The sequence below is a fragment of the Bacillus carboniphilus genome (assembly GCF_020524035.2).
Taxonomy (GTDB): Bacteria; Bacillota; Bacilli; order Bacillales; family JAIVKR01; genus Bacillus_CC.
In genome coordinates this window covers 2,321,357-2,334,109 of sequence record NZ_CP129013.1, presented here as the reverse complement: position 1 = coordinate 2,334,109, position 12,753 = coordinate 2,321,357, and the positions used below count along the sequence as shown (strand labels likewise).

Below are 12,753 nucleotides of genomic sequence, written 5' to 3'. Positions count from 1 at the left end.
TGATGAGCTCCTTGTTTACTTTAAAAAAGATATAAAGTAGGAGGGGAAACACGAATGATAAGTCGAAAATGGTTATTCGTTTTAGTAGCGATGGTTTTAGTGACAACAGCCTGTTCAAATGACTCTGAACAAGCTGAAAAGAAAACAACCCAAGATTCAGAGCAATCAAAAGAAGGGGCAGTTACTAAGAAAGAAGACAAACAGGAAGAAGAATCCATATCTTCAGAGGATGAGCAAAAAGAGGAAGAAGAAGCAAAAAAAGAGGAAGAAACAGATGAACAAGGAATAGATTATCGATCCTTCCGCCCTCAAAAATGGGTCGTCAAAACGTTTGAAAATCAGGACGGTACAATACGAACGGAAACCATTGTTGACATAAATGATGAATATGTTCAAGAGCTAGTGGAGCTCGGTAGTTCGGCAACGACCAAAATATATCGCTGGACAGAAAATGAAGTCACTTTAGTGTATGAAGAAAACGGTCTTGATACAGTTGAGAGCATATTGGATAATTTTAAGCTAATTGAAGTAAGTGAACCTATTTTAGGTAAAAATGCATCTTGGGAATTAACAAGCGAAAATGAGACAGTAACAACACCTATAGGAGATTATGATGAAGTCATTCTAGTTCAAAAAGAATCCGAAGAAGTAGTAGGTGAAATGACGACCTATAAGCAGTACTATGCATCAGAAATGGGTGTCGTGAAGTATATTTATGATCAAACGGGTGAGCAAGGATTTACAGAGGAATTTATCCTAACGGACGTAAAATAGTTACTACTAGTAGAGTGCATCAAATAACGAAGTCTGAAACCATTTCATCATAAAAAAACAGCAACCTCCATAAATTTGGAAGTTGCTGTTTTTTTAATCTCGTGTATAAGTTACTTCTTGCAAATCATTTTTTAGTTGTTCGCTTAGACGAACTTCTCCACCTAAGAAGTAAAAATGTGGCAGTGTATTCACGGTTGGTAACCAGCTGTTAATTTCAGACGGTACGTTTTTAGCTTCCGTTAATAATATCGGTGCCTCATTTAAAGCCGCAAACGGTCCTCCAGGAAGAGCATCGATAAAGACGTCTCCATTAGCAAACACTAAGTTATCTGGATCAGTAAAGAATTTCTTGGCAATCTCTACACTTGTTGCATAACGGTTTGCACCTGCGACACGCGATATACTCTCTATTCCAATCGTTTTTAGCTGAGAAACGGTTCCCTCTGGAACAGCTGCGGTTCCACCCACAATATGAACATTGACATCTTTATGCTTGGATAGAAAATCGATTGTTTCATCTGTTAAGCCTTGTTCATTTGTAAGTAATATTGGAGCTTGCTTTAACCCTGCAACAGGTCCAATGGATAAAGCATCTGGAGACATTTCATTACTCGTTGTAAGGAAAACGTCTGAAAAATCCTTCACTTCTTCCGCTATTTTTATCGCAGTTCCAAAGCGACTTTGTCCTGAAAGACGAGTGATGGTCGCTCCTGTTGCCTTTTTGATGCTAGTTTCTACATTAGTATTGATAGCTTCCGTCCCACCTAAAAGATAAACCTTTGAAGGCTTAAGTCTTTTAAGCTCATCAGCAACAGAAGAAGGAAGTGTTCCGCTCTCCGTTAAAAGAAGCGGAGCATTGTATTTCTTGGCAATGCTACTTCCAGCTAATCCGTCAATTGGATTATCTCCTCTAGCGATAACCACAACATTCGATGTGTTTGTCCACCAATCTTTTGAGATGGCCACACTCGTTTTATAACGATCATCTCCGAATAAATCCGTTCTTAAATTAGTCGTTGTCAAATAAGGGGCTTTCACATAATAAGTCGTATTATCCCCATCTTTTTTTATTGGATACCATACAAAATGATTCAATCTTGATGGATTCGTAACATATGAGCCAACGACCTTTACTTTTTCCGCAACTCTTAATGTTCCTTTTTGATCGCCATTTGCAGATGAGTAGTAGGGTGTTTCATGTGTATTCACATAAGCAGTATCCCCATTTTGGAAGCTGTGTGACGTTTTGTGAAACGGCCCACTAGTAACAATATTACGATTGTTGAAATAAATGTACGTGCTATTATTATAGTAGATGTAATCTTTCAATAGTCTAGAAGGAAATGGTGTTGTCTTGAAGAGACCATACTTTTCAATATGTGTATATATTCTTTTTTGATAGGTGTCATTACCTGTTTCAGAATCTTCGTCAACATAAAGACCTTCGTCAGTTAACTGGGAAGGGTCGTTTTTTTCTGAGCGACCATTATAAGCTAAGATGGCTAAATACCAATTCTCTAAAATTTCTTGATCCCCGTTGTTAAGATTCGGTAAAAAATATACACCAGGGTCATTGACTTGATTCCATTTTCCTAGCAAAATTTCAATTCCACGCTGAATATTATATTCAATGTCCAACATGAGTTTCTTTTTTTCTTCTATACTTACATTTGGAGTGGTTACCTGCATAATCCCAATTCCTTCACGATCATAAGAAATTACAGGGTGACCGACAAACCATTTATCTTGATAATTCGCTGTACGAAATTGTTGCCAACCACTTTCTTGCCATGCAATTGCCTTGAGAATCTCTGGAGGAATATTATTTTCGAGTGCTTTCTTGGTTAGTATTCTACTAATCTCGTCATAAGAAGGATTTTCACCTTTCAATGTGACCGCTAGTTTTTCCGTTTCAGTTTTATATGTCTCTTCTGTTGAAGTGTCACTCAAAAAAGACCGGTTACTGCTTTCAATCTTATTTAGTTGATTTTGGTTCGTTATTTTGTAGATATCTTCTTTTGTAAAAGACGGTGTAGCCAAATTGTCACTATCATCATAGACAGGATAACCAACTGTAATAGAGTCATTTTCGACTTCTAGTGTTGCTTTTTGATACGCATCGGATACAAAAACAGAGCTGACTTGATTATCCTCATACTTTAGAAGCTCAAAGGTTAGTTCATTAGATGTTCCATCCACTCGTTTTTCTATCAAGATGTATTCGTTGTCGTTTTGTTCAAACAAAAAGATCGATTGATAATGAGAAAAGTCAATAGAATCATTGAACAGTTCTTTTCCAGATGAAGTGATAGAGAGAGTCGATGATGTTAATTCATTTGTAATGGTTGCATCTAATGGATTGGTTAATTGAACCGTCTGTTTCCCATCTTCAAGGTCAACTACTTGAAGCGTGGAAGCTTGGCCATTTAATTGAAGCGAAAGCGTCAGCAAAATAGTCAACGCAAAAATGGATGCTAGTTGTTTTAGCATGCACGTCCTCCTCCTTTTTATTTTTTATATATTTTGGATGCAGAAACATCTCAAAATTCTACCATTTGTGTGATAGCTTACTACGTTTATATCGGCTGTTTCTTTAAAATGTAAATGGTTGCACCGGAATGACAATGGTGACAATGTGAAACTGTAAGAACAGCTTGGAAAACAGCAATCTATCAAACAGTATAGCACACCTTGTCGAATGTATAGGTTGATTATAATATGACATTTTTATTACTAGTGTTGTAAAAAATGTAATAGAAATGTTAGGTGTTTTTGTAGAGGAATAAAGTTTAATATCAACACATGTTCGTTATCTGCAAATCAAATAGAAAAGTTGAATTGTGAAAAAATAGGTTAAGAGAACCTCCTTTTTCTTTCGCAGAAAATGGAGTTGTCTGAAAAGTAACTTTTTAGACTGCCCTTGATAAAAGTAAAACCCAAAAATGCTTATATATCGACATTTTTGGGTTTTCAATTTGTCATCATTTCCTATGAACATGGGCTTTCTGAACAGTCCCTTAAATCCCTTTTGTTAATCTGCTGTTCAATACCCCTAAATAGGTTTGGAGCACCCCGTTTACTTTCACAGAAAAAAGCACCTTCTAATAGAAAGTGCTCAACGAAACTTACTTCTTCACTTTTTTTTGAATGGCCTCTATTAGCTTTTGCCATTCGGTTGATTTTGAAGGTGTTTCTTTTGTCATCGTTTTCCCTCCTTACGAGCGGTTTGATAACGTAAATAAATCTTGCAGTTCTTCTGTTGATAAGGATGTAATCCAGTGATCACTCTGGATAATATCGTCGGTTAATGACTGCTTATGTTCAAGAATTTTATCGATTTTCTCTTCAATGGTCCCCGTTGTAATCATTTTATGAACGTGGACAAACCGTTTTTGACCGATGCGATACGCGCGGTCTGTTGCTTGGTTTTCAACGGCAGGGTTCCACCAGCGATCGAAATGAATGACGTGATTGGCGGCTGTTAAGTTGAGTCCGGTTCCTCCTGCTTTTAACGATAAAATGAACAGGCGGTTTTTCTTGTTTTGGAATTGCTCAACCATTTTGTCTCTTTCTTGTTTTGACGTTGCTCCGTATAAAAATAACACTTGCTCATCATACTTTTCTTCAAGTAGTTTTTTGATCATGTTGCCCATGTCAATATATTGGGTAAAGATTAAACAGCTTTCCTCTCGATCCGAAATGACTTCAATTAATTCCATGAGCTTTTCAAGCTTATAAGAACGTTCAACTAAATCTGTTGCATCCGTTTCCTTCAAATATAACGAAGGGTGGTCACAAAGCTGCTTCAAACGACCGAGCATTTTTAAAATCATCGCCGCACGTTTCATCCCTGTTAATTTGTTCATCTCTTCGAACGTATCCTTGACAAGCTGCTCGTATAACGACGCTTGTTCAACCGTTAACGGAACGAATTCTTTTTGTTCTTGTTTTTCAGGAAGGTTTAACGCCACTTGCTCATCTTGTTTCGTTCTTCTCAATAAGAAAGGTTTAATGAGCTTTTGCAGTTTTTTAATCAGTTCCTCATTACGGTCTTTTTCAATCGGAAGCACGTATTGTTTATGAAAAGCATGCAAGGTTCCTAAATACCCTTTATTAATAAAGTCGAAAATCGACCAAAGCTCCGTTAAACGATTTTCCATCGGGGTTCCTGTAAGCGCAATATGATGGTCACCTTTTAGATTTTGACGAATGGCTTTTGACTGTTTAGTTTGCGCATTTTTAATATTTTGCGCTTCATCAATACTGACCGAGCTCCAGTGAACTTGTTTAAGCTCCTCTACATCTAGTTGACTAATGCCATAAGATGTTAAAATAACATCAGCGTTCTCGCAATAAGCTTTAAATTCCTCGCCTTTTGCGCGGTTAGGTCCGTAATGGAGCTGGACATTTAAATGAGGGGCGAACGTTTCAAGTTCTCGTTGCCAGTTGCCAAGTACAGACGTAGGGGCAATAATTAAGGACGGTGATTGCGGCTGTTCATGCTCTTTAATATACGCATAGTAAGCAATCAGCTGAATCGTTTTTCCGAGTCCCATGTCGTCCGCTAAACAGCCACCGAATCCAAACTTTCGTAAGAATAATAACCAATTAACCCCTTCCTGCTGATAAGGCCTAAGCTTTCCGTTGAAAGAAGCAGGTATGTCTACTGAAGGAATTTCTTTTATATCTTTTATTTGTTTAACAAGTGATTCCACTTGTTTATTCAGTTCGATTTCAATTTTTGCAAACGCCCGAGGATCTTCCTCATTTTTACTTAAGGATTTCTCTTCTTCTAGCTCCTGCTGCAAGATATCATACATGTGTAAGCCTTCTTTTTCGGCTTTTTTCAAAAGCTGTTGCACGTGTTTAATAAATTCGGGATCAAGCTTAATCCATTGCCCTTTCCATTTAACGAGGCGACGTTTTTCATTCACTAAAGCTAGAAACTCTTCTTCATTTAAGTCAATTCCGTTCGTGGAAAATTGCCAATTAAAGTCCATAATTGCATTCATGCCAAGGAACTCGTCCCTCTAGGTGTGGAGGAAAGCTTTGCCTTCATTTGAATACCAGCTTCTTTAATGACATTCCACCATGAAGGAAGTAAAATTTCCATTCCCGCTTGAACAAATGTATCGCTATTCTCTGATAAAAAGCGCCACGCTTCATCCTCTGTCAAAAAGCTTTTCCCTTCTTCAAAAGATAACCAAGGTAAAATCGTGTTCAGCCTCTCCTCTTCTCTTTCGATAAAGGAGGAATAAGGCTCCCACTTATGAGGGAGCTCTTCATCTAAGGAAAAAACCTCTGTCTCACTCGCTCTTAAAAACAGCTCGAGCTTCCATAAGTCTCCGTCTTGATCGGGTTCATTCAGTCTCATGCCAATCGAAAAAGGAAGGTCAATCTTGTGCCAGCCAATTTTTTCGAGGAAATCGACTTCATCTAAAAAATATTTTTTCTCTAACGTGACATCGGGAATTGTTTCTGATAGCTCTTGCCACGCTTGCTGAATTGATGAATTTTTCTCGATGAGCTCGTTCAAGGCGGCGGTTAACCATCCGCGATCAGCTTCATCTAACTGTCCGTCTTCATCTTTAAAGCCGATCTTGCTATTCTTCCATGATTGATAATCAGGCATCCATGTTGTGTTTTCAATGGTCTTTAATAATGATTCGGCTCTTTTAGCAATCGTTTCTGCTTCCTCCGTTAAATGAATAGGCATTAATGAGTTAAAGGATTGCTTACCTAATAATTCAATAGCCATCCACGGGGTAAGCTGAACAGCTGGTGCACCAATAAAGCTAATATCTTCTAAAGCCGTTCCGTAGTAAGAGGATGAGTGCCACATGAACAAAGAGTGTTTCCATTCTTCTAATGGAATAGTTTCGTCATCTTCATCTGTACACCATAACGTGAAGTGATGCTGTTCGATGGGCTCAATATGGATAAAGAGTGTTTGTTGGCTATTCATTTAGCAAGAGTCCTTTCTTTAATTCTTTATGAAATGTCCGATAGTGCTTATATTTCAAACGTAAAAATGTTAAATAATCATCCCATGCTGATGATTCCATCAACAGATCATATGCACGCCGTATCATGTTCAAATAATATATAGCCTCTTGGTAGCTAGGTCTTCTTCGTTTTTGTATAAGTTTGTCTACTTTTTGATGGAGAATGGGTAAGGCTGCTTTAGGGTCTTTATTCACTATTTGATCTATGATTTGATCATCTATATCAAATGTATGGTAATCGAATAAAATTTGCAATTCCGTCCACTGCTGATATTTTTGTTTATCAAGTAAATAAGTATGATATAAATCATAGCTTATTGGAAACGTTTGTTGACAAAAACGTTCATATAACGCCTCATCTCCAGTTGCAAGTGTGTATGCATGTAGATAACGAAGAAAATCCTCTATAGAATCATTCATTTTATTATAGGGATCGCTTTTTTCTTTGAGATGTGTGACATGATCGCAAATAAATGAAATCCACATCTTAAAACGATTCCAGTTTTTCTCTTTAACAAGGCTCTCTTCAAACCATAGTAACGAATAGTCAAATTCATCTTCTTGATGCTGACTTAAAAGCTGGAAGGCGACATGGTCGTTTTCTAATAGAAATTCAAGATGGGCAATCGCTAAACTCACATTCTTCGTTGCAGGATCTTTCATCATTGATAACCGTTTCTTCTCTTCAGTCAGCCATTCTTTTTGGTTAAACAAGGTAGACCAAGCTTTTCGATAAAGGTAAAGTGGTGGATAATAAAACTCTCCATCACATAAAAGAAGCTCTCGAAAAGGTCCCATGCTCTCAATTATCTGGGATTGATGGACCGTACTTCGTTGAAGAGAATGCAGCAAGTCGTTCATTTTAACGAGAAATTTATTCGCGTAGTAAGTAAAGTCGTTGATCAAATTCTCTTCATCAACATGGAGCTCTTTTAGTAAGGTTGTTAGTTTCATAAATGATATTAATGCAACATGGATTAAGTATAAATGTCTATGTTCATAAGTGTCTGAAGCTTTTCTTCTCAGTTTAATATAATATCTTCGGTAAAATAGGTCGGCAAGGTTATCAATATTTTCTTTGTTTACTCCTCTTTCCCATTCTTTATAAAAGATATCGAACTGTTTGTACCATAAATCAACAGAGGCTTCATCCATTTCTCCATCTTCCTCCGCGAGGCCAAGCGTTTGTAAAAGATGCATTTCTTTATACATCGATAGTTGGTTGTTGACGTTCGATTTACTCCATTGACTTATATAATTTTCAATCGGATTGATTTTTGAATAAAGATAAAGGAAAAATGCAATCATATGAGAACAAACGTCCTTCTCTTTGCATGTGCAAGAACTCTCTCTAAAGTGATTTAAAGAAAGCTTAACAGTTTCTGTACCTTTATCTTGAATCTTTGCAGTTAAAAACTCAATCGAAGCTTGATAAATGCGATTTTCTCGATAAAGTCGAACCCCTTCTTTCATTAATTGTTGGTTTTGTGTTTTTTCAGGGATTAACAAATCAAGTATTTCGTAACTACAGGCTAAGATTGAATCCTTTGGAATGCCATATGTCGGCATAGAGACCTCTCCTTATATTATAAAAATCCTCTCTCTAATTCTTCCTGGAATGCGCGAAGGCGTTTATATTTTTCACGTAAAAAATAGATAAAATCATTCCAATCAGTATGTTGTTTTGCATGAGTATATGCATTTCGTAACACCTTTAAATAATACACTGCCTCTTGATAGCTTGATCGGTTTTTCTTTTGAATGTAATAATCAATCCTTTGATGAAGAACAGGAATAATCGCTTCAGGGTCTTCCTTGCCTACTTCAATCAAATCTCTATTATGTAGATCATCTATTTGAAATTTAAGTACCGTTTGTAGCTCTATCCAACGTTTGTATTTTTTTTCGTTTAATAAATGCAGATCATACTGTTTATAACTAAACGGTAAAGTTTGCTTACAAAGGCTTTCGAAGGTGGCTTGATCTCCCGTACTCTCCATAAATAGACTAAAATAATCGAGAAGTTGATCGATAGATTGATACTTTCTTTCAAATGACAGCGGTATCCTCAAAAAAGCTGGAACTTGTTCCATCACATAAGGAACATATTTTTTAAACCTAATCCAGTCTTCCTGATGATATAAATCCTCTAACCACAACAAAGTATAATCAAGTAAACTTCCTCCATAAGGCTTTAATCGATCAAGAGCAGCTTGGTCCTCTTTGAGTAAAAATTCAATGTGAGCAATGGCTAATCCATAAAATTCATCGTTATCGCCCTTCATTCCATTTAATCGTTCTTTTTCGTTAATAAGCCAGTGTTCTTGATTAAGGAGAGAAGACCAAGCTTCTCGATAAATATGGAGCCGAAAATAAGGAAACAGTCCCTCATTTAAAAGAAGTTTCTGAACCGGTTTTATACTTCCTTCGAGTAAGGATTGATTATGTTTATTTATTTGAATATCTGGAAGAAGGTCGATGATTTCATTAAAATACTGATCAAGGTAAGGGATCACATAATGATGAATCGATGCTTCGTCATAATCGAGCTTTTCAACTACTTTTGTTAATTGATTAAAAGACGATAGAGCAACGTGAACGAAGTAAAGCTCTCTAAAATCTTTATGTCGTGGAGCTTTTCGTTTTAGTTTAGCCGTATATTGATGATAAAAGCTTTGAACGACATGGTGAATGCTTCTTTTATTTGTGTTTTCATCCCATTCTTGAAAAGCCGCTTCAAATTGCTTATACCATGAATCTACAGAAATCTCTTCTTCTTCTTCTTCCTCTTCCTCTTCCACAATATCAATGCCCTTCTTTAGAAGGCCAAGCTTCTTAAACATCTCAAGTGGATTTTCACCTAATGGGTTACGCCATTGCTTGACATAAGTTCCGACTGTATCGACTTTTGCATATAGATAAAGAAAGAAAGCAATCATGTGAGAACAAATGCCTGAATCCGAGCAGGAACAGCGGCTCTCTTCAAAATGGTCTAAAGAAAGTCGGACAGATTCACTCCGACTTGCTTGAACTTTCGCTGTTAAAAATTCGATGGAAGCATTATACACTCGACCATCCCGATAAAGGTGTAATCCGTCCTTAATGATTTCTTGATTGTCCAGATCGCTAGGAGGCAACAGCTTAACCAGTTCCTTACTACACGTTAAAATCGATTCTTTTGGTATACCGTACGTCGGCATAAAAACCGCTCCTTATATAAATATCGTTGTTCAAAAAGGGGTATAGTTTTAAGTCCCTTTATAATGAACTCGTAGTTGATTTATATTCATTCCTTCATTATAACGCAGATTGAAATAGCAAGGAAAGTCTTTAAAAGCTCGGGGACAGAGTTAAAAGGAGAACAAAAAATTTAGTCTTTTGTCAAGTTTAAGCGAGTTATTGTGTGGGAAGCGAGAAACGAACTAAAATTCGATGTTTTAATGAGGAGAATTTCTTCCCTTTCTTTTATAAAAATGAATACCGGTGTTTTTCACACAAAATAAACATGAAAGTCTCCTTGAGGGAACAGGAGTCTTCTAAGGTGAGTAAGATTCTTCATTGTATGGGAACGGAGACAATTTGAAGATCGTTCTAGAAAAAGAGAGATTATTATCTTTCCAATGGTCGAAAAAAAGAAATATTTATCGAATTATTGTAGCATAAAGCAACTTTTTCCTCTCTTTAGTGAATTTTCTACTTGTCAACAGCTGGAAGAGTTTCGTATAATTAAAAATACCTTTGATAAAAAGAATGTTCAAAAGATAACAATCTTTATTACTTTATAACACAGATGAAAGAGGAGTATTAGTGATGGAACATGAACAAATGAGACGCGAAAAGCTTTTGAAAGTTTTAATTGATGCCTATCAAAAAGGGGAAACGAACGATGGCATCACGATGAGCGATATCATTGAACAAATGACAATGGAATTAAAAAAAGATTTTGCATAGAGAGATTAGCGAGGTTGCTAGTCTTTTTTTCAGTTTTATGAGATTTTATTCAACTTTTTTGAGACAATAAGTAATCTTTTGTGGAAAAGATAGCAATTATTTTTTTATACTTCTATAATTAGAGCGGTCGAAGTATCAAACCTTATTTAAGCCTTTTTACCTATTGGGTTTGAAAGGAATGGATTCACCTGTTATAATTTATCAGGATATTTATAATTTTAATAGATAGAGTAGAAATGTTTGTAGTCAACTATCTTATATAATTGAGAGAAAGATAGGGTTGAGAAGGGGGTAATTCTATGAAACAAGTAAAGAAAGCGATCATTCCTGCTTTGCTGGACTTGGAACTCGGTTTTTACCTGCAACGAAAGCTATGCCAAAAGAGATGTTACCCATTATGGATAAACCGACGATTCAGTATATTGTTGAAGAAGCAATTGAATCGGGTATTGAAGATATTATTATTGTGACTGGAAAAGGAAAACGTGCAATTGAAGATCATTTCGATTTTTCCTTTGAACTAGAAGAGAACTTAGCTTCAAAACAAAAGTTTGACCTCTTGCATAAAGTACAGGAAACCTCGAAAATGGATATTCATTACATCCGTCAAAAAGAACCAAAAGGACTTGGACATGCGGTTTGGTGTGCCCGTAAATTTATCGGTGATGAGCCTTTTGCTGTTCTTTTAGGTGATGATATTGTTGTTTCTGAAAACCCTTGCTTAAAGCAATTAATAGATGAATATGAGAGAACTGAATCTTCTGTGATAGGTGTAAAACCTGTTCCTGACTATGAAACACATCGATATGGCATCATTGACCCAATATCACAGGAAGAGCGTAGCTATAAAGTAAATAAGTTTGTAGAAAAACCGAAGCAAGGGACAGCACCTTCTAATCTAGCTATTATGGGAAGATATATTTTAACGCCGGAGATCTTCACGTACCTGGAAAAACAAGAAACTGGTTCAGGTGGAGAAATTCAATTAACCGATGCAATTGAACAGTTGAATCAACTACAACAAGTATTTGCTTACAATTTTGAAGGAAATCGTTTTGATGTAGGTGAGAAATTAGGTTTCATCAAAACACAAATTGACTTTGCTCTGCAACATAACGAACTAAAAGATGATGTAATGACTTTTATTAAAGAAATAACAAAAAATCAAAAAAACGATATAAAAGCGTAAGGATGGGGTGAATGATGGCTGATACAGTTGAAAGACGAATTCAATATGTAAATGATGTTACATTCGAAAAGGTAGAGGCAAGTGATACAAAATATTATCTTTTCTTTAAACGGTTGCTAGATATCATGGGAGCTTTATGTGGAATTATAATTATGATAATTCCTTCAATTATTATTGCTCTATTAATTAAAAAAGAAGACTCCAAAGGACCCGTGTTTTTCAAGCAAAAAAGAGTAGGGCATAACGGTCAAGAATTTATGATGTATAAATTTCGTTCGATGATTGTCAATGCAGAAGAAGAACTAGATAAATTATTAGAACATAATGAAGTATCGGGTGCCATGTTTAAAATGAAAGAGGATCCAAGGGTAACGAAAATTGGAAGGTTTATTAGAAAGACAAGCATTGATGAATTTCCACAGCTTATCAATGTCTTAAAAGGTGAAATGAGTTTAGTTGGACCAAGACCTCCTTTGCCACGAGAAGTGGATGAATATACTTCTTATGATAAACAAAGGTTAGTTGTAAAGCCTGGCTGTACAGGTCTGTGGCAAGTGAGTGGAAGAAACAATGTTGGCTTTGAAGGCATGGTTGATATGGATATTAGGTATATTAAAACAAGAGGAATTTTAAAAGATATTAAAATCATTCTTTTAACGTTTAAAGAAATTGTCCGTTCGGATAGTGCGGCATAGTAACAATAGTTATTTGTAGCCCAGTTTTTTGAATAACTTTTTGCTACTGTGCATACCTTGGTGATGAAGTATTCTGAGGTGGAAAAACTTCATCATTTTTTAGCCCTTATGGTCTTACATTTGAATATGTAACCAAGGG

At 36.2% G+C, this 12,753-nt stretch carries 6 protein-coding genes and 2 pseudogenes; 4 read left to right on the top strand and 4 right to left on the bottom strand.

All coding sequences use genetic code 11. The features are described 5' to 3' along the window. The first annotated feature begins 54 nt into the window (after positions 1–54). Complete coding sequence (locus tag LC087_RS11955) at positions 55–774, top strand: hypothetical protein (RefSeq protein ID WP_226542203.1); 720 nt, start codon at positions 55–57, stop codon at positions 772–774. Positions 775–867: 93 nt separating this feature from the next. On the opposite strand, the gene LC087_RS11950 is transcribed toward LC087_RS11955, so the two are convergent. The 4 genes and pseudogenes from LC087_RS11950 to LC087_RS11935 all read right to left on the bottom strand — a co-directional run bounded on the left by LC087_RS11950 (position 868) and on the right by LC087_RS11935 (position 9,979). Beyond that, positions 868–3,264, bottom strand: coding sequence for a cell wall-binding repeat-containing protein (locus LC087_RS11950; protein ID WP_226542205.1), 2,397 nt, complete (start codon positions 3,262–3,264; stop codon positions 868–870). 725 nt (positions 3,265–3,989) lie between these two features. Continuing rightward, positions 3,990–6,739: pseudogene (locus LC087_RS11945) on the bottom strand (DEAD/DEAH box helicase). Beyond that, complete coding sequence (locus LC087_RS11940) at positions 6,732–8,348, bottom strand: hypothetical protein (RefSeq protein ID WP_306019602.1); 1,617 nt, start codon at positions 8,346–8,348, stop codon at positions 6,732–6,734. Before LC087_RS11940 ends, LC087_RS11945 begins: the two are co-directional and overlap by 8 nt. A gap of 17 nt (positions 8,349–8,365) precedes the next feature. Beyond that, positions 8,366–9,979 carry an SWIM zinc finger family protein gene (locus LC087_RS11935; protein ID WP_226542211.1) on the bottom strand — a complete coding sequence of 538 codons (1,614 nt, stop codon included), beginning with the start codon at positions 9,977–9,979 and terminating at the stop codon, positions 8,366–8,368. A 610-nt stretch (positions 9,980–10,589) separates the two neighbouring features. On the opposite strand from LC087_RS11935, the gene LC087_RS11930 reads away from it, so the two are divergent. From LC087_RS11930 to LC087_RS11920, 3 genes and pseudogenes are all read left to right on the top strand, one after another. After that, positions 10,590–10,730, top strand: a complete 141-nt coding sequence (locus LC087_RS11930) for a YwzD family small protein (protein ID WP_226542214.1) — start codon at positions 10,590–10,592, stop codon at positions 10,728–10,730. A gap of 299 nt (positions 10,731–11,029) precedes the next feature. Continuing rightward, positions 11,030–11,919 (top strand): annotated as a pseudogene (gene galU, locus LC087_RS11925) (UTP--glucose-1-phosphate uridylyltransferase GalU). Positions 11,920–11,933: 14 nt separating this feature from the next. After that, on the top strand, positions 11,934–12,614 hold the full coding sequence (locus LC087_RS11920) for a sugar transferase (RefSeq protein WP_371932593.1): 681 nt from the start codon (positions 11,934–11,936) through the stop codon (positions 12,612–12,614). The last annotated feature ends 139 nt before the right edge of the window (positions 12,615–12,753 follow it).